This is a genomic window from Pseudomonas sp. UME65 (genome assembly GCF_014170225.1).
GTDB classification, from domain to species: domain Bacteria; phylum Pseudomonadota; class Gammaproteobacteria; order Pseudomonadales; family Pseudomonadaceae; genus Aquipseudomonas; species Aquipseudomonas protegens.
Genome location: NZ_LZZQ01000014.1, coordinates 286460 through 309959, shown reverse-complemented (window position 1 = coordinate 309959; position 23500 = coordinate 286460). Strand labels below are relative to the sequence as shown.

Annotated in this window: 23 protein-coding genes; 7 read left to right on the top strand and 16 right to left on the bottom strand. The window is 63.1% G+C overall.

The window, feature by feature from the left end; translation table 11 throughout:
* Both A9971_RS21500 and A9971_RS21495 read right to left on the bottom strand, forming a co-directional pair.
* Complete coding sequence (locus tag A9971_RS21500) at positions 1-726, bottom strand: 4'-phosphopantetheinyl transferase (RefSeq protein ID WP_182999980.1); 726 nt, start codon at positions 724-726, stop codon at positions 1-3.
* Positions 727-819: 93 nt separating this feature from the next.
* Positions 820-1611, bottom strand: a complete 792-nt coding sequence (locus A9971_RS21495) for a dienelactone hydrolase family protein (protein WP_125063077.1) — start codon at positions 1609-1611, stop codon at positions 820-822.
* Between the two features lie 145 nt (positions 1612-1756).
* On the opposite strand from A9971_RS21495, the gene A9971_RS21490 reads away from it, so the two are divergent.
* From A9971_RS21490 to A9971_RS21480, 3 genes are all read left to right on the top strand, one after another.
* Entirely contained in the window at positions 1757-2359 is a 603-nt protein-coding gene (locus A9971_RS21490) for an outer membrane beta-barrel protein (protein ID WP_011062734.1), read from the top strand.
* 119 nt (positions 2360-2478) lie between these two features.
* A complete protein-coding gene (locus tag A9971_RS21485; protein WP_011062733.1) occupies positions 2479-3156 on the top strand; it encodes a response regulator in 678 nt (225 codons plus the stop codon).
* Positions 3153-4499, top strand: a complete 1347-nt coding sequence (locus A9971_RS21480; RefSeq protein WP_011062732.1) for an ATP-binding protein — start codon at positions 3153-3155, stop codon at positions 4497-4499. Before A9971_RS21485 ends, A9971_RS21480 begins: the two co-directional genes overlap by 4 nt.
* 4 nt (positions 4500-4503) lie before the next feature.
* Here A9971_RS21480 and A9971_RS21475 read toward each other — a convergent pair whose 3' ends face one another.
* Positions 4504-5502, bottom strand: coding sequence for an AraC family transcriptional regulator (locus tag A9971_RS21475; protein ID WP_041752486.1), 999 nt, complete (start codon positions 5500-5502; stop codon positions 4504-4506).
* A gap of 333 nt (positions 5503-5835) precedes the next feature.
* On the opposite strand from A9971_RS21475, the gene A9971_RS21470 reads away from it, so the two are divergent.
* Positions 5836-7167: a dicarboxylate/amino acid:cation symporter gene (locus tag A9971_RS21470; RefSeq protein ID WP_011062730.1), complete on the top strand. Its 1332-nt coding sequence runs from the start codon at positions 5836-5838 to the stop codon at positions 7165-7167.
* Between the two features lie 147 nt (positions 7168-7314).
* On the top strand, positions 7315-8496 hold the full coding sequence (locus A9971_RS21465; protein ID WP_019094596.1) for a CaiB/BaiF CoA-transferase family protein: 1182 nt from the start codon (positions 7315-7317) through the stop codon (positions 8494-8496).
* A gap of 33 nt (positions 8497-8529) precedes the next feature.
* Here A9971_RS21465 and A9971_RS21460 read toward each other — a convergent pair whose 3' ends face one another.
* Together A9971_RS21460 and A9971_RS21455 are read right to left on the bottom strand one after the other, a co-directional pair.
* Positions 8530-9024 carry a SprT family zinc-dependent metalloprotease gene (locus A9971_RS21460; RefSeq protein ID WP_011062728.1) on the bottom strand — a complete coding sequence of 165 codons (495 nt, stop codon included), beginning with the start codon at positions 9022-9024 and terminating at the stop codon, positions 8530-8532.
* Positions 9025-9175: 151 nt separating this feature from the next.
* Positions 9176-9778 carry a Yip1 family protein gene (locus tag A9971_RS21455; protein ID WP_011062727.1) on the bottom strand — a complete coding sequence of 201 codons (603 nt, stop codon included), beginning with the start codon at positions 9776-9778 and terminating at the stop codon, positions 9176-9178.
* A 291-nt stretch (positions 9779-10069) separates the two neighbouring features.
* Here A9971_RS21455 and ttcA point away from each other — a divergent pair, with 291 nt between their 5' ends.
* Complete coding sequence (ttcA, locus tag A9971_RS21450; protein ID WP_011062726.1) at positions 10070-10894, top strand: tRNA 2-thiocytidine(32) synthetase TtcA; 825 nt, start codon at positions 10070-10072, stop codon at positions 10892-10894.
* Positions 10895-10938: 44 nt separating this feature from the next.
* On the opposite strand, the gene A9971_RS21445 is transcribed toward ttcA, so the two are convergent.
* The 7 genes from A9971_RS21445 to arsC form a co-directional block, all read right to left on the bottom strand.
* Positions 10939-12474 carry a glycosyltransferase family 39 protein gene (locus A9971_RS21445; protein ID WP_182999979.1) on the bottom strand — a complete coding sequence of 512 codons (1536 nt, stop codon included), beginning with the start codon at positions 12472-12474 and terminating at the stop codon, positions 10939-10941.
* A gap of 113 nt (positions 12475-12587) precedes the next feature.
* On the bottom strand, positions 12588-14339 hold the full coding sequence (arnT, locus tag A9971_RS21440) for a lipid IV(A) 4-amino-4-deoxy-L-arabinosyltransferase (protein WP_065365413.1): 1752 nt from the start codon (positions 14337-14339) through the stop codon (positions 12588-12590).
* A gap of 244 nt (positions 14340-14583) precedes the next feature.
* Positions 14584-15249, bottom strand: coding sequence for a histidine phosphatase family protein (locus tag A9971_RS21435; protein ID WP_310889332.1), 666 nt, complete (start codon positions 15247-15249; stop codon positions 14584-14586).
* Between the two features lie 453 nt (positions 15250-15702).
* Positions 15703-16374 carry a DNA-3-methyladenine glycosylase I gene (locus A9971_RS21430; protein ID WP_011062722.1) on the bottom strand — a complete coding sequence of 224 codons (672 nt, stop codon included), beginning with the start codon at positions 16372-16374 and terminating at the stop codon, positions 15703-15705.
* A gap of 103 nt (positions 16375-16477) precedes the next feature.
* The gene (locus A9971_RS21425) at positions 16478-16900 is read right to left on the bottom strand and encodes a DUF2069 domain-containing protein (protein WP_077934632.1); all 423 of its coding nucleotides are present in this window, start codon (positions 16898-16900) and stop codon (positions 16478-16480) included.
* The gene (wrbA, locus tag A9971_RS21420) at positions 16893-17498 is read right to left on the bottom strand and encodes an NAD(P)H:quinone oxidoreductase (protein WP_041752480.1); all 606 of its coding nucleotides are present in this window, start codon (positions 17496-17498) and stop codon (positions 16893-16895) included. The genes A9971_RS21425 and wrbA overlap by 8 nt, the downstream gene beginning before the upstream one ends.
* Entirely contained in the window at positions 17495-17848 is a 354-nt protein-coding gene (arsC, locus tag A9971_RS21415) for an arsenate reductase (glutaredoxin) (protein ID WP_182999977.1), read from the bottom strand. The genes wrbA and arsC overlap by 4 nt, the downstream gene beginning before the upstream one ends.
* A 139-nt stretch (positions 17849-17987) precedes the next feature.
* Here arsC and A9971_RS21410 point away from each other — a divergent pair, with 139 nt between their 5' ends.
* On the top strand, positions 17988-18452 hold the full coding sequence (locus A9971_RS21410; protein ID WP_011062718.1) for a TlpA disulfide reductase family protein: 465 nt from the start codon (positions 17988-17990) through the stop codon (positions 18450-18452).
* A 143-nt stretch (positions 18453-18595) separates the two neighbouring features.
* On the opposite strand, the gene A9971_RS21405 is transcribed toward A9971_RS21410, so the two are convergent.
* From A9971_RS21405 to A9971_RS21390, 4 genes are all read right to left on the bottom strand, one after another.
* Positions 18596-19000 (bottom strand): META domain-containing protein, encoded by a 405-nt coding sequence (locus A9971_RS21405; RefSeq protein WP_011062717.1) that lies wholly within the window; start codon positions 18998-19000, stop codon positions 18596-18598.
* A complete protein-coding gene (locus A9971_RS21400) occupies positions 18997-19434 on the bottom strand; it encodes a hypothetical protein (RefSeq protein WP_182999976.1) in 438 nt (145 codons plus the stop codon). Before A9971_RS21400 ends, A9971_RS21405 begins: the two co-directional genes overlap by 4 nt.
* A 90-nt stretch (positions 19435-19524) precedes the next feature.
* Entirely contained in the window at positions 19525-20514 is a 990-nt protein-coding gene (locus A9971_RS21395; RefSeq protein WP_103289443.1) for a 2-hydroxyacid dehydrogenase, read from the bottom strand.
* 63 nt (positions 20515-20577) lie between these two features.
* The gene (locus A9971_RS21390) at positions 20578-23331 is read right to left on the bottom strand and encodes a response regulator (protein ID WP_011062714.1); all 2754 of its coding nucleotides are present in this window, start codon (positions 23329-23331) and stop codon (positions 20578-20580) included.
* Positions 23332-23500 lie beyond the last annotated feature (169 nt).

Sequence of the window (23500 nt, the reverse complement as noted above, 5' to 3'; positions counted from 1 at the left end):
TCAGGCCTTGATGGCCACCAGGCTCAGCAGGTGATCGTCTTGCACGGCGAACTGCCCTTGCAGTTCGCGGCCGTGCTGCCATTCCCCGGACAGATCGGTCAGCAGGCGCATCCGCACCGGCCCTTCGGCAGACCATTCCAGGACTTCGGCGTGTTCGAAATAGAAGCGTTTGTGCACCAGCGGGTACAGGGCCTTGAACAGGCTTTCCTTGATCGAGAAGGTCAGGGTTACCGCCAGTGCATGCAGCTCGGCCGGCAACTGGTCGCGGCGCTGCAGTTCGGCCGGGGTCAGGATCTGCTCCGCCAGTTTGGCCGCACGTTCTGCACTGAGCAGGTGTTCCAGGTCCATTCCCAGGCCACGCCAGTGTCGTTTGTCGGCGACGATGGCCGCGGCGCGTCCGCTGCTGTGGGTGATCGAACCGCAGATGTGTTCGGGCCAGATTGGCGCTCGGTCATCGCCAATGGGCGGTACCCAGTCCAGTCGTTGCAGTTGCTGCAAGGCGGCTCGGGCACACAGGCGTCCAGCGAGAAATTCGGCCTGACGCTTGGCCACCGAACGCTGGATGCTCGGTGGTGCCTCAATGCCGCTGCGCTGAAAATCATCCGCGGCAAGTTGCCCGGGATCGAACCGGGTACTCAGCCAGAGGGCTTGGGGCAGGACGTTCGGCAGCGGCCAGGCAGCGTCCAGAGGGGTGCAGCAAGCGGGGAGGGAGGGGAGAGCATTCATGGCCGCTAGTGTGCCGGGTTGCTGCGTTTGAGGGTAGTCGGGTGAAGCGCAAAGGGTTGCCGCAGCGCACTGACGGCAACCCAGGTACGGCGGCTAGCCAAACAGTTTTTTGAAGAATGCCTGCATGTCAGCCCAGGAACGCTCATCGGCGGCCTTGTTGTAGCCGATGTCCGGCCCGCCGTGTTCGCCATGGCTCAGGCGGTCGGCATCGGGGTTGCTGAAGCCGTGCTTGGCTCCCTCCAGGCTGACGAAGCGGTAGTCGGCGCCGGCCTTGTCCATTTCCGCTTTGAAGGTGGTGACGTTGTCCGCCGTCACCATGCTGTCCTGGGCCCCATGTTCCACCAGGATCTTGGCCTTGACGCTGCCGGGGGTAGCCGGTGTGGCGGTGGCCAGGGCACCGTGGAAACTCACCACGCCGGCCAGGGGCAGGCCCTGGCGCGCGGCGTCGAGGACAATCTTGCCGCCAAAGCAGTAGCCGATGGCAGCGAGTTTCTGCGGATCGGTCTGCGGTTGCTGTTTCAACAGCTCAAGGCCGGCGTTGAAACGTGCACTGGCAGCGGCACTGTCCTTCAGCGCGGCCTGCATGAAGGCCATGGCGTCCGCCGGGTGTTCGGTGTGCTTGCCCTGGCCGTACATGTCGATGGCCAGGGCACTGTAGCCAAGGGCGGCAAGGTCCCGGGCCCGGCGCTTGGCGTAGTCGTTGAGGCCCCACCATTCATGCACCACCACGATGCCCGGGCGCGGGCCCTGTAGGGCGTCGTCGTAGGCGTAGTAGCCGATCAACTGAGTGCCGTCGGTACTGCGATAGGGAATTTCCTGAGTCTTGATGGCGGCCTGGCTGAGGCCGCCGAGGGTTAACAGGACCAATGCGACGAGCATGCGCATGAGGGGAACTCCGGTTGAAAAGATGTCAGCACAGCCTAGTCGATCTGGTTCAGGCGAGGTTAAGGGTGTGTTCAGGGGGAGTTCAGGGCGGGCTGTTTACTCTAGCCCCGTACCCAAAAAGCCAATAGCGCAAAGGAAACTTCCTATGACTTCATTGAAAAAGCTGTTCCTGGCCTTTACCGTCTTCGGCGCCAGCGCCGCCGCCCAAGCCGCTGACAGCAACTTTGTTGGGTTGTCCTTCGGCCAGACCAGCGACAAGATCAACAAGTCCAGCCAGCTCAACAGCAACCTGGGCCATCCGAACGCCGATGGCGTGATCGGCAAGGACAACACCTGGGGTGTACGCGCCGGTCAACAGAATGACCAGGGTCGCTACTACGCTACCTACGATTATGTGTCTGGCTCCCACAACGGCATTAAACTGCGCCAGCAGAATCTGCTGGGCAGCTACGATATGTTCCTGCCGGTGACCAGCAGCACCAAACTCTTTGGCGGCGGCACGGCCGGCCTGACCAAGCTGACTCAGGAGTCTCCGGGCTTCAGCCGTGACAGCGACATTGGTTACGCGGTGGGCGTACAGGCCGGCGTCCTGCAACAGGTTTCACAGAACACCTCGGTGGAGCTCGGCTACCGTTACCTGCGCAGCAATGCCGGGACCGAGATGAGCGAGCGCGGTGGCAGCAAGCAGGGTTCGCTGAGCCTTACCAGCAGCGCCCAGACCTATCTGTCGGCCAACTACGCTTTCTGATAAGCGGCCTGGCCTGGACCGCGCCGGATCGTGCCTTGGGCACGGTCCGGCGTTGGCGCATTAATCATCAGGGCGCAGGGGCGCCCCTGGAGATGTCGAATTTTGCCTGGGAGAGCGTTATGAAGTTGCTGGTCGTCGAAGATGAGGCGCTGTTGCGTCATCATTTGCAAACCCGGCTCACCGACAGCGGTCATGTCGTCGAGTCCGTGGCCAACGCCGAGGAGGCGCTGTATCAGACCGAGCAGTTCAACCACGATCTGGCGGTGATCGACCTGGGCCTGCCCGGCATGGGCGGGCTGGACCTGATCCGCCAGTTGCGCAACCGTGGCAAGACGTTCCCGATCCTCATCCTCACGGCCCGTGGCAACTGGCAGGACAAGGTCGAGGGCCTGGCGGCCGGTGCGGACGACTATGTGGTCAAGCCATTCCAGTTCGAAGAGCTGGATGCGCGCCTGAATGCGCTGCTGCGGCGCTCCAGTGGCTTCACCCAGTCCACCATCATTGCCGGGCCGCTGCTGCTGGACCTGAACCGTAAGCAGGCCTCCCTGGATGAGCAGCCCCTGGCCCTGACGGCCTATGAGTACCGGATTCTCGAATACCTGATGCGTCATCATCAGCAAGTGGTGGCCAAGGACCGGCTCATGGAGCAGTTGTACCCGGACGACGACGAGCGCGATCCGAATGTCATCGAAGTGCTGGTGGGCCGCTTGCGGCGCAAGCTTGAGGGGCCGTCGGGCTTCAAGCCGATCGATACGGTGCGTGGCCTGGGCTACCTGTTCAACGAGCGTTGCCGATGATTCGATCGCTGCGCCTGCGCCTGATGCTGGCCGCCACGACTCTGGCGGTGCTGTTCATGCTGGCCCTGCTGCCAGCCATGCAGGGGGCGTTCAGCCTGGCGTTGCAGGACTCTATCGAGCAGCGCCTGGCTTCCGATGTCACCACCCTGATCAGTGCGGCGCGGATCGAGAACAACCGCCTGCAGATGCCGGCGCAATTGCCCGACGAGCGCTTCAACCTCGCCGACAGCCGCCTGCTGGGCTATATCTACGACCGCGAAGGGCACCTGGTCTGGCGCTCGCGGGCGACCCAGGAAGAGAACATCAACTACCGGCCGCGGTACGACGGGCGTGGCAATGAGTTCGCCAGGATCCGCGAAGCCAACGGCCAGGAGTTCTTCGTCTACGACGTCGAGATCAAGCTGCTGGGGGGCAAGAGCGCGGCCTTCAGTATTGTCGCGCTGCAGCCGGTGCGTGAGTACCAGCAAACCCTGGAAGGCGTTCGGGAAAACCTCTACCTGGGGTTCGGCGCGGCCTTGCTGGTGCTCCTGGCACTGCTCTGGCTCGGCCTGACCTGGGGGTTGCAAGCCTTGCGACGCTTGAGCCAGGAGCTGGACCAGATCGAAAGCGGCACCCGCCAGAGCCTCAGTGAGGAGCACCCGCGCGAGCTGTTGCGCCTGACGGGCTCGTTGAACCGCCTGCTGCAAAGCGAGCGTGAGCAGCGCAGCCGCTATCGTGACTCCCTGGATGACCTGGCCCACAGCCTGAAAACCCCGTTGACGGTGTTGCAGGGCGTGAGCGAGGACATGGCGCAACGGCCCCAGGATCGTGAGCAGGCCTGGGTGCTGCAGGCGCAGATCGAGCGCATGAGCCAGCAGATCAGTTACCAGTTGCAGCGCGCCAGCCTGCGCAAGAGCGGCCTGGTGCGCCACCAGGTGCGGCTGCGGCCGGTGCTGCAAAGCCTCTGCGACACCCTGGACAAGGTCTATCGCGACAAGCAGGTACGGGTGTCCTTCGACTTGCCGGAACGCTGCTACCTGCCGATCGAGCACGGCGCGTTGCTGGAGTTGCTCGGCAACCTGCTGGAGAACGCTTATCGCCTGTGCTTGAGCTCAGTGCGCATCAGCGTGCGCGAGACCCTGGAAGGCTCCGAGTTGTGTGTGGAAGACGACGGCCCCGGCGTGCCACCCGATCAGCGGGCGCGGATTCTGCAGCGCGGTGAGCGACTGGATCGCCAGCACCCGGGGCAGGGCATCGGCCTGGCGGTGGTCAAGGACATCATCGAGAGCTACGGCGCGCAACTGACCCTGGGGGATTCGGCCCTGGGGGGGGCGGCCTTCCGGATTCACTTTCCGGCCCTGTAGGGGGCTACTGTTCCCGGGCGCGGTAGGCGCCCGGGGTCAGGCCGGTCCATTTCTTGAACGCCCGGTGAAAGGCCGAGGGCTCGGAAAAACCCAGTTGTTCGGCGATCTGTTGCAATGACAGGTCGGCCCGGCCGAGGTGGTAGATGGCAATGTCGCGGCGCAGCTCATCCTTCAGCTCCTGAAAGCTCGAACCTTCTTCGCGTAGATGCCGGCGCAGGGTCTGCGGGCTGACGTGCAGGTGCTGGGCGACGCTTTCCAGGTCGGGCCAGTGCTCGCGGTCGCGACTGAGCAGGCGGCGCAGCTGGCTGCTGAGGCTGTCGCCTTCATCCGGGCGCGACAACAGGTCGGCGGGAGAGCGTTCGAGGAAGTGCTTGAGGGTGCGTTCGTCCTGCAGCAGCGGCATGCCCAGGTAGCGACTGTGGAACAGCAGGCTGCTGCGCTCCTGGGTGAATTGCAGCGGGCAAGGGAAAAGCAGGTCGTATTCCGCGCCGTGATCGGGCTTGGGGTAGCTGAAGCAGGCCTGCTCCAGGCGGATGCGCTGGCCGATCAACCAACTGCCGAGGCGATGCCAGATCACCAGCAGGCTCTCGCTGAGAAAGTGCTCGGGATCCCATAGCTCGGAATCATCCAGGCTCAGCCGGGCCATTTCTCCTTCACGCGTCAGACTCAGACGCGGGGCTTCCGGAAACAGGCTATAAAATAATAAGCCGCGATTGAGTGCTTTTTCCAAGGTACGGCAGTGGATCAGCGCGTGGCACATCATGGCGAAGGTCCCGCGCTTGCTGGGGCCATGGCCGAACCCGAGGTACTCGTCATCCAGCTCCAGCCACAGTTGCTGCAATAGACGGGTGAATTGCTCGGGGGCGATACGGGCCTTGGGTTGGTTCAGCAGTTCGGGGCTGATGCCCAACTGATGCAGCAGGGGCGCGTAGTCATAGCCGTGCCGGCGTGCTCCGCCCAGGGCGGCACGGGCAAAGTGGCTGGCGATGGTGCGTTCGCGCATGCAGGCAGGTCCGTCCATTGAGTGGCGGATCTTAGCCAGCCCCCAGGAAGGGAACAAGGCGGATATCCGCCAAATTGTAGGACGAGAGAGGGTGAGTGGGCGGAAATCCGCCAGCTTCAGCCTGCGCAACGGATGCAAGGATCAGCCCGCACCCCTGATGTCTAAAGGCCTGCAAGGCTTTTTCACAAGGTGGCACGGGCTTTGCGATAGAGCCGGAAGATCTGCCAGCACGCAGCTCGACACAACAAATCCCTCCAGCGCAGGAGGGTTCGCACTTTAGGCACCGCATGCATCGACGGAAAGTGCATGCCGGGGCTCTTGAGGAAACTTGCAATGACGACTCGTCAGCCACTGTACAAATCCCTGTATTTCCAGGTGATCGTTGCCATCGCCATCGGCATCCTGCTCGGCCACTTCTACCCTCAGACCGGCGTGGCTCTCAAGCCCCTGGGTGACGGCTTCATCAAACTGATCAAGATGGTCATCGCTCCGATCATTTTCTGTACCGTGGTGAGTGGTATCGCCGGCATGCAGAACATGAAGTCGGTGGGCAAGACCGGCGGCTATGCGCTGCTGTACTTCGAAATCGTCTCCACCATCGCCCTGCTGATCGGCCTGATCGTGGTCAACGTGGTGCAGCCGGGGGCCGGCATGCACATCGACGCTTCGACCCTGGACGCCTCGAAAGTTGCAGCCTACGTGACTGCCGGTAATGACCAGAGCATCGTCGGCTTCATCCTCAACATCATCCCGGCCACCATCGTCGGCGCCTTCGCCAATGGCGATATCCTGCAGGTGCTGATGTTCTCCGTGGTGTTCGGTTTCGCCCTGCATCGCCTGGGTGCCTACGGCAAGCCGGTGCTGGATTTCATCGACCGTTTCGCCCATGTGATGTTCAACATCATCAACATGATCATGAAGCTCGCGCCCCTGGGTGCGCTGGGCGCCATGGCGTTCACCATTGGTGCCTACGGTGTGGGTTCCCTGGTGCAACTGGGTCAACTGATGATCTGCTTCTACATCACCTGCGTGGTGTTCGTGCTGGTGGTCCTGGGGGCAATCTGCCGCGCCCACGGCTTCAGCGTGATCAAGCTGATCCGCTACATCCGTGAAGAACTGCTGATCGTGCTGGGGACTTCCTCCTCGGAATCGGCCCTGCCGCGCATGCTGATCAAGATGGAACGCCTGGGCGCCAAGAAGTCGGTGGTCGGCCTGGTGATCCCTACCGGTTATTCGTTCAACCTCGACGGTACTTCGATCTACCTGACCATGGCTGCGGTGTTCATCGCCCAGGCCACTGATACCCACATGGACATCACTCACCAGATCACCCTGCTGCTGGTGCTGCTGCTGTCTTCCAAAGGCGCTGCCGGTGTGACGGGCAGTGGCTTCATCGTCCTGGCCGCGACCCTGTCGGCCGTGGGTCACCTGCCGGTGGCCGGCCTGGCGCTGATCCTGGGTATCGACCGCTTCATGTCCGAAGCTCGCGCCCTGACCAACCTGGTGGGCAACGCCGTGGCTACCGTAGTGGTTGCCAAGTGGGTCAAGGAGCTGGACGAAGACAAGCTGCAATCCGAGCTGGCTTCCGGTGGCCGGCCGATTACCGACACCCGTGAAACCGATGACCTGGGTGTGGCCGAAGGCCCGGCACCGAGCATCAAGTAAGCCTTGAGCTATATAAGGAACCCGCTTCGGCGGGTTTTTTATTGCCTGGCGATTGAGCGCAACGGTCAGCCGGGCTGACTGTTGCGGTGATTGTTGCGGGCGTCGCGGCTGCCTACTCTGTGGGCTGCCGATCAAGAGGAGAGGGCTATGCAAGGGCCGTTGGCGTCACTCAAGGTACTGGATTTCTCCACCCTGCTGCCGGGGCCCTTCGCCTCGTTGCTGCTGGCGGACATGGGCGCCGAGGTCCTGCGCATCGAGTCGCCGACCCGCATGGATCTGTTGCGGGTGTTGCCGCCCCACGATGCCGGGGTTTCCGCCAGCCACGCTTATCTCAACCGCAACAAGCGCAGCCTGGCCCTGGACCTCAAGCGTCCCGAAGCGCTGGAGGTGGTGCGGCAACTGGTGCAGGACTACGACATTGTTCTCGAACAGTTCCGCCCGGGCGTGATGGAGCGCCTGGGGCTGGGTTACCAGGCCTTGAAGGCGATCAACCCGCGGCTGATCTACGTCTCCATTACCGGCTATGGCCAGACCGGCCCCTACCGGGACCGCGCCGGGCATGACATCAACTACCTGGCCCTGGCCGGGCTGGCCAGCCAGACCGGCCGCCGCGATCAGGGACCATTACCCCTGGGCATCCAGGCCGCGGATATCGCCGGGGGCTCGCTGCATGGGGTGATCGGCCTGTTGGCAGCGGTGATCGCGCGCCAGCACAGCGGCCAGGGACAGTACCTGGACGTGAGCATGACCGACTGCGTGTTCAGCCTGAACGCCATGGCCGGTGCCGGCTACCTGGCCTGTGGGGTCGAGCCCGGAATGGAGCAGCAGGTGCTCAATGGTGGCAGCTTTTATGACTACTACCGCAGCCGGGACGGGCGCTGGCTGTCGGTGGGCAGTCTGGAACCGGTGTTCATGCAGCAGTTGTGTCAGGCCCTGGGCCGCCCGGAACTGGCGGCCCAGGGCCTGTCTCCCTTGCCCGAACAGCAACAGGCACTGAAGCAGGCCTTGCAGGTCGAATTCGAGAAACACGATTTCGCCGAGTTGTGCCAGCTGTTCGCTGGTTTCGATGCCTGCGTCGAGCCGGTGCTGAGCCTGGGCGAGGCCCTGGAGCATCCGCAGTTGCAGGCCAGGCAACTGGTCAGCCAGGTGCCCCGTGAAGACGGCAGCCGGCAGGCGCAGATGGCCTGCCCGTTGAAGTTTTCCGAGGGGCTGCCAGAGCCGCGGCATATTGGCGCCAGGTTGGGGGCGCATTCCGATCAGGTGCTGGAGGAACTGGGCTACAGCGCCGAGCGCATCGAGGCACTGCGGCGCGAGCGGGTCATCGCGTAGCTGCGGGTTTGCCGAGGCAGTGCCTTAAAACTGTCACTCGACCCTGGTTTCCCCGCTGTAGACCAGGGTTTGCCGACAACGCCGGCACAGATAGCGACGCCCCTGGGCCACCAGTTTGTGGCGTTGGGCGGAGAACGGGAAATCGCTCTCGGCGCAGGGGCAGCGGTAGATATAGCGGGTCACGCTGCGACGCTTGACGTCGTAGGTATGACAACGATTGGGCGGCAGTTCGTACACCCCGCGCATGATCAGTTGCCACTCTTCACCGTGGGGCTGGATACGTTCGCCAAACAGTTGGTGGGCGATCAGGTGTGCCACTTCGTGGGCCACGGTCTGCTTGAGGAAGTCCTCGGTGTTTTCCCGGTACAGCTGCGGGTTGAAGCGCAGCAGGTTCTCGTGCAAATGGGCGACACCGGCTTTCTGGCCACGCAACTTGAGGCTGACCACCGGGCGTTTGAAAGGACGTTTGAAAAAGGATTCAGCGAGTTGGAAACAATCTTCGACGCGGGTATTGAGTTGCTCGGGCATGCTTAACGGCTCTCCAGAGGGAGTGAGTATGCCGCAAACAGGGGGGATTCCGAATCGCCCAGGCGCCGAATGGTCATCCACCCCGCGCCCATAAGAAGGCCGCCTTGCGGCGGCCTGTGCTGGCAGACAGAGGATTATTATTGGTGCGGCGTCAGTTGGTGTACACGGGGCCGACGCCCAGGCCCCAGACAATCACGGTGAAGGCCATGATCGCGACCAGTACCACCAGGCCTACTGCCAGCACTGAGCTGGAAAACAGGAACCCCTCGTCAGACGGGATATTCATGAAGGTCGGCAGCCCGACATACAGCAGGTAGACCGTGTAGCAGATGGCGGCAGTGCCGACGATCATGCCCAGCCACATGTGCGGGTACAGCGCCGCCAGGCCACCGACGAACAGCGGTGTGGCGGTGTAGGTGGCAAAGGCCACGCAGCGTGCCAGGCTTGGGCTGGCATCATAGGTCCGGGCCATCCAGTGGATGAACGCGCCCATCACCGCCACGCCGCCGAGCATGGCCAGGTACGACATGATGGTCATCCACAGGGCGCTTTCCATGGTCAACATCACCGGCGCGCGATTGCCGATGACCCAGCCGACCTGGGTGGTGCCGATAAAAGCCGAAATGGCGGGGATTGCCGCGAGGATCAGCGTATGGGTGAGGTACATGTGGCTGATGCTTTCCTCGGCATCGCCACGGATGTCTCGCCATTCCTGATCGGGGTGGGTGAAGAGTCCTACGACATGATGAATCATGGTCAGTCACTCCTTTATTGTTGCCATCGCCCCCCAACGGAGCGCTTACAGCCAAGTGGCACAGTCAGTATAGGTCTATATGTGCATGCGACCTTATGTCGCAGTATAGGGAGGAGTTTTCCGCAGATGTGCGCACCTTTAGAGCAAATTGCGCTGTAAACCCCCGGGCTAATCGCTGCTGCATCTGTCATTGCGGCCCCGGCATCGCTGCTCTGCGGCGCTTTCACGGGGCTGGGGTTTTTGCGTAAAATGTCCGGCTTTTCGTCACATACCTCGCGGATTTCAAGAGCCATGGGCACTCTTACGGTCAACCAGAACAAACTGCAGAAACGTCTTCGCCGCCAGGCGGGCGAGGCGGTCGCCGATTTCAACATGATCGAAGAGGGCGACAAGGTCATGGTCTGCCTGTCCGGCGGCAAGGACAGCTACACCATGCTCGACGTGCTGCTGCACCTGCAGAAGGTGGCGCCGATCAAGTTCGAGATCGTCGCGGTGAACATGGACCAGAAACAGCCAGGCTTTCCCGAGCACGTGCTGCCGGCCTACCTCAAGGAACTGGGGATCGAGTACCACATTGTCGAGAAGGACACCTATTCGGTGGTCAAGGAGCTGATCCCGGAAGGCAAGACCACCTGCTCGCTGTGCTCGCGCCTGCGTCGCGGCACCCTGTACACCTTCGCCGACGAAATCGGCGCCACCAAGATGGCCTTGGGTCACCACCGCGACGATATCGTCGAGACCTTCTTCCTCAACATGTTCTACAACGGTTCGCTCAAGGCCATGCCGCCCAAGCTGCTGGCCGATGACGGGCGCAACGTGGTAATCCGCCCGCTGGCCTATTGCAGCGAGAAGGACATCCAGGCCTATTCCGACCTCAAGCAGTTCCCGATCATCCCGTGCAACCTCTGCGGTTCCCAGGAGAACCTGCAACGCCAGGTGGTCAAGGAGATGCTTCAGGAATGGGAGCGCAAGACTCCAGGGCGTACCGAAAGCATCTTCCGCGGCCTGCAGAACGTGATCCCCTCGCAACTGGCGGACCGCAATCTGTTCGACTTCACCAGCCTGCGCATCGACGACAGCGCCACGCCGCGTTTCGTCAATGTGGTGAACCTCTGATCCGATCCTGGTGAATCCGTGCTGCGCTTGCGCAGCACGGTCATTCAGCTCCCCGGCATGCGGGGAATGAAGGCCACGCTGCCTTGTGCCGGTTTCTTGGCCAGGCGCTCACCGTTGGTCGGGATGGTGCGGACCAGTTGATGATCTTCGCCCAGATACCCCAGCATCAGCGGTTCATCGTGCTTCTGCTGGACGAAGATCAGGGTGCGCTGCGGGTCCCAGTGCTGGCCACTGGTCTTGTCCAGCCAGGCCATGAAGTCCGCGCTGCTGCCGTTACGCGGGAAATCCGCGGTTTCTGCCACGTAGTAGAAGGGTGCGCCCTGGTTCTGCAGGTACATCGGCAGTTTGTTATCGATTTCCACCATGACCATCCGCCATTGATTCCAGGGAGCGATCCGGCTCGCGGCGGCCCGGGTATCGGCGCTGAACTGCATCACCCCCCCGCCGCTGTTGCTCCAGGGGTAGGCAACCCCCAGCACCAGCAGCATGACCAGGGCCGCATAGGAGAAGCCGAGGGGCCAGCCACGGGAAATGGGTTTGCCGGCGGCCTGGCGTAGCTGCAGCCGACGGTTGAGCCACCAGGCACCGAGCAACTGAGCGAAGGGTACCAGGGGCAGAACGTAATAGCTGCGCCGGCTGCCACTGGCGGTGAAGAACAGGAACAGCAGCCCCAGGGCCCACACCAGCCAGCGTTCATTGGGTTGCAACTGGCGCCAGTGCCGGGCCGCCAGCCATAGGCCGAGGATCCAGCAGGGCGCCCAGGGCAAGGTATAGGCCGGCAGGTAGATCAGGTAGGTGTAGATCGGCCCGACATGGTCGAAGGGGTTGAAGAAACGCACCACATTCTCGCGAAACACCAGGCTCAGGCCGCTTTCCCCGTAGCTGGGAGCGCCGTACAGGTGCGAGAGAACGAAGGGCACCATGTAGAACAGCGCGGCGATGCTCAAGGCCAGTAACAGGCGCAGGTTCAGGTGGCGTTTCCAGCGCCCCTGGCTCAGCAGGTGTGGCAACAGGATCAGCCCCGGCAGGACGAAGCCGATCAGCCCCTTGAGCAGCGAGGTCGCCGCCAGTATCAGGAAGAACACCGTATAGCGGCCCAGGCGGGTATCTTCCGGGCCGCGCCAGTACCACCACACTGCAGCCAATACGCCACAGACGGTCAGGACGTCGGCCGTGGCCACCCGCGCCCAGAAGGCGAAATAGAAGGTGGTGGCCAGCATCCAGCCGGCGATCAGCCCAGTGCCTTTGTGGAACAGCCGTTCGCCGATCAGGTAAACCAGCCAGATGCTCAGCCATGCGGCGATCACCGAGGACAGGCGCAGCGACCAGTGCCCCAGGCCCCCCATCAGCCAGGCGCTGGCGGTAATCAGCCAGTAGGAGGGCAGGGGCTTGTCGTAGTAGGGAGCGCCCTTGAGGTAAGGGTCGAAATAGTCGCCACTCTGCAACATCTGCAAGGCGATGTTGGCCCAGCGGGTCTCCGGCCCCCAGAGTTCACGGGAGCCCAGGCCCAGCAGCAGGATCAAGGCAGACACGCCGAGCAGCAGGGCCAGGGCCCCGCGTTCGCTGCGAAACAGATTCATAGATGGATTTCCAGAGCAGCGGTGGGAAAAGTCGCAGCCATCCAGGGCATCGAAGCGTGAAGAAAAGCCAGCGCCAACCGTGGTCGGCGCTGTCGTTACAAGGGTACCCAGGGTCAGGGTTGGCTTTGTGGCAGGATCAGGACCAGCATATTGCCTTCCTCATAGCGCTTGCCTCCGGGCGGCAGCAGCGCCACTTCCTCGCTTTCCACCACGTCCTTGACCCGCATCACCACACCCACCGAACCCTGTTTGCGGGCCTCGCTGACCCACTGCCCGACCTCGGCCATGCTTACCTTGCGCTGCGCCGAATCAGCATAAGCCAGGCCATATTTCAATTCGCCCTCGGTGTTGTACAGCGTCACCTCCGGGCGTTGCAGGCGCCAGGCCAGGGCCGAGGCGGCGCCCAGGTCATTGCTCAGCAGCGTCTTGGTCTGCCTGAGCTCCTCGATATGTTCCTTGATGAACTGGTCCGGCATCTGGTTATGCACGATGAACCCCGGCATGCCCGCCGGCAGCAGGGCCACCAGCAACCAGATGCCCAGGGCCGGGGCCGCCCAGTACTGCAGCGGCCGGGCGGCCGGCAGCAGGTTGGCGATGATCCAGCCCATCAGCATGATGAACACCAGGGACAGGCCGAGCATCTCGTTGTGGCCGTAGACCGGCCGGGTGAGCTGGATGTACAGCAGCGCCACCATGGCCGCCACGCCGATCAGCAGGTTGAGCAGGCTGTTGATGCGGATGCTCCGGCCCTGGCTGGCGTTGATACGGTCGATCAGGGCGCTGCCCATGAGCACGGCCAGCGGCAGCAGGCACGGCATGATGTAGGTTGGCAGCTTGCCGCGGCTCAGGCTGAAGAACGCCAGGGGCAGCAGGAACCACAGCAGCAGGAAACCGGTCGGGGCCTGACGCTTGTCTTTCCAGGCTTGCATGAATGTGCCCGGCAACAGGGCTGCCCAGGGCAGGCTGGAGGCCACCAGCAGCGGCAGGTAGAACCACCAGGGGCGGGTATGTTGGGCGTTGTCGGCGGCGAAGCGGCGAATGTGCTCGTGCCAGAAGAAGAAGCGCCAGAAGTCGGGCTCGTGGGCGTGAATGCTCAGTACCCAGGGCAGGCTGATGCCGATCGCTACCAGCACGGCCACCAGCCCGTAGCGCAGCAGTTCGCCCAGACGGCGTTGCCAGATCATGTAGGGCAGGGCGATGAGTACGGGCAACAGCCAGGCCAGGAAACCCTTGGTCATGAAGCCCATGCCACAGGCGACGCCCAGCCCGGCCCATGCCAGCAGGCGTTCGCGAGTGCTCCGGCCGTCCAGGGCGAACCACAGGGCTACCAGGCTCAGGTTGACCCACAAGGTGAACTGCGGATCAAGGTTGGAGTACCCAGCTTGCCCGGCAATCAGGCCGAAGCTCATATAAAGCAGGGCGGCGGCGAAGCTCTTGCGCGGGTCGTTCCACATGCGGCGGGTGATCAGGTAGGCCAGCAGTACGCTCAGGCCGGTACTCAGGGCCGAGGCAATGCGCACGCCGAACAGGTTGTCGCCAAAGACCGCCTGGCCGATGGCGATCAACCAATAGCCGGCGATGGGCTTCTCGAAGTAGCGGATGCCCATGAAGTGTGGCGCCACCCAGTCGCCACTGAGCAGCATTTCCTGGCTGATCTGGGCGTAGCGGGTCTCGTCGGGAATCCACAGGCCGTGGCTGGTCAGAGGTAGCAGGTAGAACAGGCCGAAGGCCACGAGCAACAGAGGAAGTGCCCAGCGCTGGAGAGTGCTGGTTGTACTTGCGCCGAGGGTAAAGCCGGACGGCGGGGCGCTTGTTCCATAAGCGGGAGGCGGCGAAGTGCGGTGCATTTGTATCCTCGAAGTCATTGGCCGATAGCGATTTCGTTATTTGCTGGGGGGTGCTGACAAAGCGTCAATTTTGTGGAACTGCTGGCTTTCCCAAGTTCGCGAAGTTTCAGCGGGCAGCCTTCATTTGTTTGAGAAGTTTTTTCATAAATGCGGCTGTCCGTTTCTTATTAGTACAGAAACTTGTTAAGTCAATTAATTAGCCGGCAAGTGTGTCGCTTCCCCTAATAAAGTCTGTTGGCATGTTGTTAAAAATAGTTACAAGTTACTCAAGAGGTTGATCAAGTACGTGCTTCCAGCTGCCCGCATCCAGGGTTCCCAGTACTTGCATGTGGCCTTGCAGATCCAGGGTGATAAACAGCGAGCTGGTGTATTCGCTGGCCAGGGCGTGCGGGTAGCCCAGCTGGCGTTCCAGGCTGCTGATGCAGTCGCTGTGGGTTATCAGGATCAGATTGCGCTTGAGTGATTTATGCGCCTTGATCGTCTGCTGGAAATGCTCGTCACAGGTGGCCAGCCAGTCCTGGGTCTGCGCCGCACCGTTGAACATGAATTCCGTCGTTTGCCGGGTACGGGTTGCGGGGCTGCTGATGACATCAGTGGCGGCCATGCCCAGGGTGCGAAAGGCTCGTCCCAGGTCGCTGGCGCTGTGGCTTCCGAGCTGGGTAATGCCATCGGCGGGCCCCAGGCAGGGGTTGGCGGAGCGGTCACAACGCTCGGCATGGCGGACCAGGACTATCACTTCGCCCCCTTGCCAGTGACGGTAGATGTTGGCCTGCTGCATCTGGTTGCCGACCCCCAGGTCGCGAGGCGTGACGGGCCACAGGACAAAGCCGCTGACCAGGATTGCCAGGGCCGCCGCACAGACGCCGCCGACGATTCGCCAGGTTCGGGGGGGCTTGTTGCCAGTGCCGGATTCAGCGGTGTTGAGCACGTGGTGTACCTGAGTAGGTTTTTGCCGAGTGTTGGTTGTTCGGGTTGGAACTGGTGCGCTGAAGACGAACGACATGCAGCCACTGGAGCCCGCACTGCAACTGGGGGCCAATTTAGGTCGGGCCAGGTGGGCGAAGAGTGAAAGCAATGTGAAAAAAACGAATGGGCGACGGCAGTTCTTTTAAAGCCGGACAGCCTTTGTTCAGGTTGTTGGCCCGAACGCTGCTTTGTTATCCGGTTATGCACGTCAGATGGCTTCGGGAGGTTATTCCCGGAGTTTCGTTTTTATCGTTGAGGCAAGTGCGAGGCTAACTTTAGCCGATAAAAAACAGCGGATGAAAAATCCTCGCGTTTAGTTCAGCTTATTGTCAGCTTGGGCTGGAGGGCGGGCATGAGAAGGGAGGTTTTCCTGCCCGTTGTTTCGGGCAGGAAGTGATGCCGGGGAGCGGGCGGCTCAGTGATTGACGGTGTAGGCCAGCATTGCCGACAGCTGGCACAGTGGTCGGCCGCTCTCCTGCTGCCATTGGTTGAATACTTCCTGCACCAGGGCCTGGTCGCGTTTGCTGCTGGGCACCTTGTCGATGATGTTCTGGGCATTGAGGGCCGCGACCACGTCCCAGGTGGGGATAAAGGTGTCCTTGCCCACCATGCGCAGGAAGCGCGGGGCAGACAGCCCGCCCATCTGGTTGCCATGTTTGGCCAGGTACTGCCAGAGCCCGGTGATGTCCTGCACCGGCCAGTCGGCGATGAAGGCGCCAAAGCTGCCGTGCTGCTTTTGCACATCGAGGATCATCTGCGCGTTGCGCGGCACGCTCTTGAGCTTGCCCAAGTGGCGGATGATCCGCGTGTCCTGCATCAGCCGCTCCAGGTGCTCGGCGCCCATCAGCACCACCTTGTCCGGATCGAAGCCGAAAAACACCTGCTCGAACGCCGGCCATTTGGCGTCCACCAGGCTGTGTTTGAGCCCGGCGCGGAAAACCCGCAGGGCCAGGGTCGAGAGGTAGCGGTCGGCGCTCAATGCGCGCAGGTAGTCGTCGCTGGCCGGGGTGGGCAACTGGGCTTCCAGGGCCGCAGCGGAACCGAAGCGGTTGAGACAGTATTCATTCAGCCATTTGTAATCGTGCATGCCTGCTCCGGGACGATCGGGAGGGTCGGAAAGTCTGTTGACCAAGGTTGGGGCCTTTGGCGGCATTACAAGTTCCCCGGGGGCCGGGGAACCTGGAGCGGACTCAGGCCGGGCTGGCGCCTTCGCCCGCGAGCCGGCGATTAAGCTGGAAGCGCCAGCGCACGTAGAGCAGCGCCGAAGTGAACACGGCCAGGCTGGCGAACATCTCCAGCAGGCCGAACATTTGGCGGTTCGGATCGTAGGCCGCCAGGGCGCCCTTGATGAAGTACAGGTTGACCACGAAGCACATCCACGAATGGCCACGGGCACTGCCGCTGAGCATGCCGGGGGCCATCAGCAGCAGCGGCACCAGCTCGATCAGCAGGATGACCCAGGGGCGGGCACCGTGCAGATCGGCCACCAGCAGGTAATACCCGCAAAGCAGCCCCACCAGGCCGAAGAAGCAGACCAGGCTGAGGATTCGCATCAGGCGGACCCGGGGCTCCAGCCATTCCACCGGGGGCAGGATCTTCGGCTTCTTAGCCACGGCCGTTCTCCAGTCGCAGGGCGGTTTTCGCCAGACGCAGGCCCAGGGCTCGGCACAGGGCAATCTCGTGTTCGTCCAGTGGGCTCTTGCCATCTGCTCCGGCATGGTGGCTGGCGCCATACGGGGTGCCGCCACCGCGGGTTTCCAGCAGGGCCGACTCGCTGTAGGGCAGGCCGGTGATCAGCATGCCGTGATGCAGCAATGGCAGCATCATCGATAGCAGGGTGGCTTCCTGGCCGCCATGCAGGCTGGCGGTCGAGGTGAACACGCCGGCAGGCTTGCCCACCAAGGCACCGGTCAGCCAGAGGTTGCTGGTACCGTCGAGAAAATACTTCAGCGGCGCTGCCATGTTGCCGAAGCGGGTCGGGCTGCCCAGGGCCAGGCCTGAGCAGTGCTTCAGATCGTCGAGGCTGGCGTACAGGGCGCCGCTGTCGGGGATGTCCGGGGTGACCGCCTCGCATTCTGCGGAGATCGCCGGGACAGTGCGCAGACGAGCCTCCAGGCCGGCCTGCTCGACGCCGCGGGCGATCTGCCGGGCCATCTCGTTGGTCGAGCCGTTGCGGCTGTAGTACAGGACCAGGATATAGGGCGCGCTCAAGGCAGGATCTCCAGCACGTTCTCCGGCGGCCGGCCAATGATGGCCTTGTCGCCGGCTTCGAGAATCGGCCGCTCCATGAGTTTCGGGTGCTGGGCAATGGCGGCGACCAGTTGCTCTTCGCTGAGGCTCGGGTCGGCCAGGTTGAGGGTCTTGTACTCGTCCTCGCCGGTGCGCAATAGCTGGCGCGCGCTGAGGCCGAGCTTGGCCAGAAGGCTGCGCAACTGGGCGGCATCCAGTGGGGTTTCCAGGTAGCGGACCACGGTCGGGGCCAGGCCGCGTTGTTCCAGAAGTTCCAGCGCACCGCGGGATTTCGAGCAGCGCGGGTTGTGATAAAGCGTCAGATCGTTCATGTGCGGGTCGCATCTTGCGTAAGGTGGCGGCTATTCTACCCGCGCGATGGGCACTCCTGAACCTTGGGAGTCGTTAGGTCGCAGCGACCCTGGGTCGACGGCTATTTTTCAAGACATCTTTCAAGACAGGAAACAGCGCATGGCAAGGCAATTGGCGGCGGTATTGGCGATCATCACAACCCTGCTGCTGGGCGGTTGTGGCAATGACTACGGGGTCGACCAGTATGGCCAGAAAGTCGCCGCCGAGCGTATCGACAAGCAGTGGCTGGTGCTCAACTACTGGGCCGAGTGGTGCGGGCCTTGCCGTACCGAGATCCCGGAACTCAATGCCCTGAACGAGCAGCTCAAGGGGCAGTCGGCATCGGTGATGGGGGTCAACTTCGACAATGTGCAGGGTGAAGAGCTAAAGAGCGCCAGCGAGAAGCTGGGGATCAAGTTCACCGTGCTGGCACGGAACCCCGCGGAGCTCTTCGATCTGCCACGCAGCGAGGCGCTGCCGGTGACCTACATCATCGACGACAAGGGCAAGGTACGTGAGCAGATGATGGGCGAGCAGACTGCAGCCGGCGTGCTGGCGAAACTGCAGGCCTTGCGCGGGCATTGAGGGCGCGAGGATCTGGAGCCGCTGCCGCGCAGTGCGAGCGCCCTCAAGTGACGCGGGGGGGCTGAAACTCGCCAGAGATTCATCCAGGAACATCCTGGAGTCCCGTTCGCAGCCTCGCGGGCTCGGCAGCGGCTAGCGCACTATCAGCCTTCTTCCAGCCACCAGCGCAACGGCTTGCCCTCGGCAGGCCAGAACCGCACCTGTTCGATCGGCGAGATGTCCCAGCGCTCAACGGTTTCCAGCGCCTGAAGGAAGCGCCGCTCCTGCTCCATTAACGCCGGTGCACAGAGTTTGCGGGTGCTGCCGACCTTGCCGAAGCTGAGTTTTTCGCCGTCCAGGGTGTAGGGCGCGAACCAGTGGTTGCAGCCGCCATTGCCATAGGCCCGACCGTCCTCGCCGAGGGTGATGGTCAGGTGGCTGTAATCGATCAGCGGACGCTCGCCAATCCATTCCAGGACGTAACTGCGGTCCTGCTGCAGCTTCAGCGGCTCGGCGGCGCAGCCCAGCAGGCCGGCCCCCAGCGCCGCAGCCAGCATCAGGCGTTTCATTGGCCGGCCTGCTGGCATTTCGGGCAGCGGTGATGCTCACCCTCGCTACGCCAGCCGAGCTCAGCAATGCGCGCGCTGGCGGCAGGCTTCTGGGCCTTGCTGCCCAGCTTGGCATCCACTGCGAACTCGAAGTCCAGGGTGGCGTCGCAGCTGTCGCAATTGACCTGCCACTGGTGGATCGCCAGTTCGCCGAATATCGGGCCACGCGCCACGGCGACCCACTGGCCGACGGGGTTGATCAAGTGGCGCACGGTGTCCACGGTCAGGCGCATGGAGAGATCCTTGCTGCCCTTGAGGGTGACCAGAAGCACGTCGTCGGTACGGATCGAGCCACCGTTGCCGGTGACTTGATAGCGGCCGGGCACCAGGGCACGGCATTCGATCAGGGTGTGTTGCGGGTTCATCAGGTTGTAGCGGAAATCGTGTTCGACCATGGGTCCTCCAAATCTGCCGCGTATGCTAGCACGGGCCCCTGCGGCGCAGGTTGCGGGCAGGTGACCTTCGATCAGCCCGTGGCGTGGATTTCAGCCGTGGACCCGGTTCTGCGGCTGGCCAGTTGCCCAGCTGGCGATGTTGTGCAAGGTGGTCTCGGCGATGGCCGCCAGGGCTTCGCGGGTCAGGAACGCCTGGTGCGCAGTGACTATCACGTTGGGAAAGGTCAGCAGCCGCGCCAGCACGTCATCCTGCAGGGGTAGATCGGAGCGGTCCTCGAAGAACAGTTGCGCCTCTTCTTCATAGACATCCAGCCCCAGGTAGCCCAGTTGGCCACTCTTGAGCGCCTCGATCAGCGCCGGGGTGTCCACCAGGCCGCCACGCCCGGTGTTGATCAGCATTGCTCCCGGTTGCATGTGGGCCAGGCTCTGCTGGTTGATCAGGTAACGACTGTCCTCGGTCAGCGGGCAGTGCAGGCTGATGATCTGCGACTGGGCCAGCAGCTCAGGCAGGTCCAGGTAACGGGCACCGAGGGCTTCTACAGCGGGATTGGGGAAGGGGTCGTACGCCAGCAACTGGCAGCCGAAGCCGGCCATGATCCGGGCGAAGGTCGCGCCGATCTGGCCGGTGCCGACAATGCCCACGGTCTTGCCCACCAGGTCGAAGCCGGTCAGGCCGTGCAGGGTGAAGTCGCCTTCGCGAGTGCGGTTGTAGGCCCGGTGCAGGCGGCGGTTGAGCGCCAGGATCAGGGCCACGGCATGTTCGGCGACCGCATGGGGGGAATAGGCCGGGACCCGTACCACATCCAGCCCCAGGCGCTGGGCCGCGCTCAGGTCGACGTGGTTGTAACCGGCCGAGCGCAGAGCGATCAGGCGGGTGCCACCGGCAGCCAGCTGTTCCAGTACCGGGGCACTGAGGTCGTCGTTGATAAAGGCACAGACCACTTCATGGCGTTCAGCCAGGGCGGCGGTATCCAGGCTCAGGCGGGCGGCCTGGAATTGCAGTTCGATGCCTGCTGGCAGTTGAGCGCCGAGGAAACTCTCGCGGTCGTAGTTCTGGCTGCTGAAAAGAATCGTACGCATGGCTGCATCCTTGTTCGGGGCGCCCAGCATGGCGGCTGGGCGCCGGGCAGGTCTTGCCCTGGGTCAGGCGTTGGTCCGCGCTTCGGCAGCCAGGCGGCCGATGGCGTGGTCCAGTTCATCCAGGGCGGCAAAGGCTTTGGCATCTTCCTGCTTGAGCAGGGTCTCGCTGCGCTGGCAGGCGGCGCGCAATTGCGGCACACCGCAGTAGCGGGTGGCACCGTGCAGTCGGTGGACCCGTTCGATCAGGGCGTTCTGGTCATTGGCGGCCCGCGCTGCCTTGATGGCTTCGCGGTCGGCGTCCAGGGACGCCAGCAACATGGCCAACATGTCCGCCGCCAGATCGGCCTTGCCGGCGGCCAGGCGCAGGCCTTCGTCCTGATCCAGTACCTGCAGTTCCAGCCCCAGTTCCGGGCGCTCGCTGGCCCGCTCCGGCCCCTGGTTGCGCAGGGCCAGGCCGGTCCATTTCAGCACCACCTGGGCCAGTTGGCGCTCACTGATGGGCTTGGTCAGGTAGTCGTCCATGCCGCTTTGCAGCAGGGCGCGCTTCTCGTTGGCCATGGCGTGGGCGGTAAGGGCGACGATGGGCAGCGGCGTACCGTGTCGCTCGCTTTCCCACTGGCGGATCGCCTCGGTACTCTGCCGGCCGTCCATGCCGGGCATCTGCACGTCCATCATTACCAGGTCGAAGGGTTCGGTCTGGATCGCGTTCAGCGCGGCGTAACCGTTGTCCACCGCCAGCACCTTGGCGCCCATGTCCTCCAGCAGGGTCTGGATCAGCAGCAGGTTGGCCGGGTTGTCATCGACACACAGCACTCGCGGCGCGCGGCTGGAAAGGGTTTCCTCCGGTTCGCTGCGAGCCCGGCGCGGGGTCACCAGGTCGGACAGGGCCCGGCGCAGCTTGCGGGTGCACGCGGGCTTGGCCTGCAACTGGCTGTGAGGGTTGGGCACCGACAGATGGAACAATGTCTGTTCGGTGGTCGGGCACAGTACCAGGACCTTGCAGCCCAGGTGTTCGAGGTCCCAGATATGCTGGCTCAGGCGTTCCGGCGACATGTCGTTGGTGGTGATGCCCAATACCGCCAGGTCGATGGCCTGTTCGCTCTGGTGCACGCCGGTAATGCCGTTGGTCAGGGCCTCCAGGGTATTGAACGGGGTCACCTCCAGGCCGCAGTCCTCCAACTGGTGTTGCAAGGCCTGGCGCGCCAGCTCGTGGTTTTCCAGTACCGCCACGCGCCGCCCCAGCAGCGGCGGGCCGGGCAGGTCCTCGGCGTCGTCGCGGGTTTTCGGCAGGTTGAGGCTGATCCAGAACTCCGAACCTTCGCCCGGGGTGCTGTCGACACCGATCTCGCCGCCCATCTGTTCGATCAGGCGCTTGGAAATCACCAGCCCAAGCCCCGTGCCGCCGGGTTGCCGCGACAGCGAGTTGTCAGCCTGGCTGAAGGCCTGGAACAGGGCGCGCACATCCTGGTTCGACAGGCCGATACCGGTGTCCTGGATGCTGATGCGCAGTTGCACGCTGTCTTCGTGTTCTTCTTCCAGCATGGCCCGGGCGACGATAGTGCCTTCGCGGGTGAACTTGATGGCGTTGCTCACCAGGTTGGTAAGAATCTGCTTGAGCCGCAGCGGGTCGCCCACCAGCGACAGCGGCGTATCGCGATAGACCAGGCTCACCAGTTCCAGCTGCTTGGCGTGGGCGGCCGGGGCGAGGATGGTCAGGGTGTCTTGCAGCAAGTCCCGCAGGTTGAACGGGATGCTGTCGAGCACCAGTTTGCCGGCTTCGATTTTCGAGAAGTCGAGGATCTCGTTGATGATGCCCAACAGGCTGTCGGCGGATTTCTCGATGGTGCCCAGATAGTCCAGCTGGCGTGGTGTCAGCTCGCTTTTCTGCAACAGGTGGGTGAAGCCGAGAATGCCGTTGAGCGGTGTACGGATTTCATGGCTCATGTTGGCCAGGAATTCCGACTTGATCCGACTGGCCTCCAGGGCCTCCTTGCGCGCCAGGTCCAGCTCGATGTTCTGGATCTCGATGGTTTCCAGGTTCTGGCGCACGTCTTCGGTGGCCTGGTCGATGCTGTGCTGCAATTCTTCCTGGGCATTCTGCAGGGTGCTGGCCATGCGGTTGATGCCCGAGGCCAGCTCATCCAGCTCCTGGCTGCCCAGGGGTGGCAGGCGGGTTTCCAGGTTGCCGTCCTTGAGTTGCGCCACGGCCTGCTTGATCTGGGTCAGCGGGTTGTTGATGGTGCGGCCCATGCGCACTGCCAGTAGGGCGGTGCCGGCCAGCCCGGCGGCAATCAACAGCAGGCTGGCGAACAGGCTGCGGTAGCCGCGCAGCAGCATGCCACTGTGGGACAGCTCCAGTTCCACCCAGCCCAGCAGGCGGTCGGACTCATCGGGAATCAGGTCGCCGGCCAGGTTACGGTGCCGGCCGAAGACCGGCAGTTGATAGCGGGTCGCGTCGCTGCCGGAGCGTTGCATCATGTGGCTGCTGTTACCGGCGGGAGGCGGGTTGAGCATGCTGGGGCCGGCGTGGGCTAGCAGGCTGCGATCCGGGGCAAGGAGCGATACGGCGCGCACGTCTTGCTGTTCCAGCGCCTGGGTGGCAATGCGCTCGAGCATCTGGGTGTTGTGGTTGCCCATGGCCGGGGCCACCAGGGAGGCCAGTTGTTCCGCGATCATCTCGCCACGCTGCAGGAGCTGGGTCTGCAGGTCCGAGAGCTGCATCCAGGTGAAGTAGCCGCCCAGCACCAAAGCCATCAGGCTGGTTGGCAACAAGGTCAGCAACAGTACGCGGCCTTTGATTCCCAGTTTCTTGAGCACGCAACTCTCCTGCTTCCACGCTGTTTTGAAAGGTCTACGGGCACGTCCGTGATGCGCCACCTGCGCAGTGTAACGATTTGCCGGGGGCTGATCTTGGCAAATTGCGCCAGGGCGGCCGTCGCCTGAAATGCCTGAAGCCGGGCTGCGACCAAGGCACTGGTTGCCGCGA

Bases quoted from the DNA above. Each gene is read 5' to 3' on its own strand.
- A9971_RS21500 (WP_182999980.1), bottom strand. From the start codon at position 726: ATGAATGCTCTCCCCTCCCTCCCCGCTTGCTGCACCCCTCTGGACGCT.
- A9971_RS21495 (WP_125063077.1), bottom strand. From the start codon at position 1,611: ATGCGCATGCTCGTCGCATTGGTCCTGTTAACCCTCGGCGGCCTCAGC.
- A9971_RS21490 (WP_011062734.1), top strand. From the start codon at position 1,757: ATGACTTCATTGAAAAAGCTGTTCCTGGCCTTTACCGTCTTCGGCGCC.
- A9971_RS21485 (WP_011062733.1), top strand. From the start codon at position 2,479: ATGAAGTTGCTGGTCGTCGAAGATGAGGCGCTGTTGCGTCATCATTTG.
- A9971_RS21480 (WP_011062732.1), top strand. From the start codon at position 3,153: ATGATTCGATCGCTGCGCCTGCGCCTGATGCTGGCCGCCACGACTCTG.
- A9971_RS21475 (WP_041752486.1), bottom strand. From the start codon at position 5,502: ATGCGCGAACGCACCATCGCCAGCCACTTTGCCCGTGCCGCCCTGGGC.
- A9971_RS21470 (WP_011062730.1), top strand. From the start codon at position 5,836: ATGACGACTCGTCAGCCACTGTACAAATCCCTGTATTTCCAGGTGATC.
- A9971_RS21465 (WP_019094596.1), top strand. From the start codon at position 7,315: ATGCAAGGGCCGTTGGCGTCACTCAAGGTACTGGATTTCTCCACCCTG.
- A9971_RS21460 (WP_011062728.1), bottom strand. From the start codon at position 9,024: ATGCCCGAGCAACTCAATACCCGCGTCGAAGATTGTTTCCAACTCGCT.
- A9971_RS21455 (WP_011062727.1), bottom strand. From the start codon at position 9,778: ATGATTCATCATGTCGTAGGACTCTTCACCCACCCCGATCAGGAATGG.
- ttcA (WP_011062726.1), top strand. From the start codon at position 10,070: ATGGGCACTCTTACGGTCAACCAGAACAAACTGCAGAAACGTCTTCGC.
- A9971_RS21445 (WP_182999979.1), bottom strand. From the start codon at position 12,474: ATGAATCTGTTTCGCAGCGAACGCGGGGCCCTGGCCCTGCTGCTCGGC.
- arnT (WP_065365413.1), bottom strand. From the start codon at position 14,339: ATGACTTCGAGGATACAAATGCACCGCACTTCGCCGCCTCCCGCTTAT.
- A9971_RS21430 (WP_011062722.1), bottom strand. From the start codon at position 16,374: ATGCACGATTACAAATGGCTGAATGAATACTGTCTCAACCGCTTCGGT.
- arsC (WP_182999977.1), bottom strand. From the start codon at position 17,848: ATGAACGATCTGACGCTTTATCACAACCCGCGCTGCTCGAAATCCCGC.
- A9971_RS21410 (WP_011062718.1), top strand. From the start codon at position 17,988: ATGGCAAGGCAATTGGCGGCGGTATTGGCGATCATCACAACCCTGCTG.
- A9971_RS21405 (WP_011062717.1), bottom strand. From the start codon at position 19,000: ATGAAACGCCTGATGCTGGCTGCGGCGCTGGGGGCCGGCCTGCTGGGC.
- A9971_RS21400 (WP_182999976.1), bottom strand. From the start codon at position 19,434: ATGGTCGAACACGATTTCCGCTACAACCTGATGAACCCGCAACACACC.
- A9971_RS21395 (WP_103289443.1), bottom strand. From the start codon at position 20,514: ATGCGTACGATTCTTTTCAGCAGCCAGAACTACGACCGCGAGAGTTTC.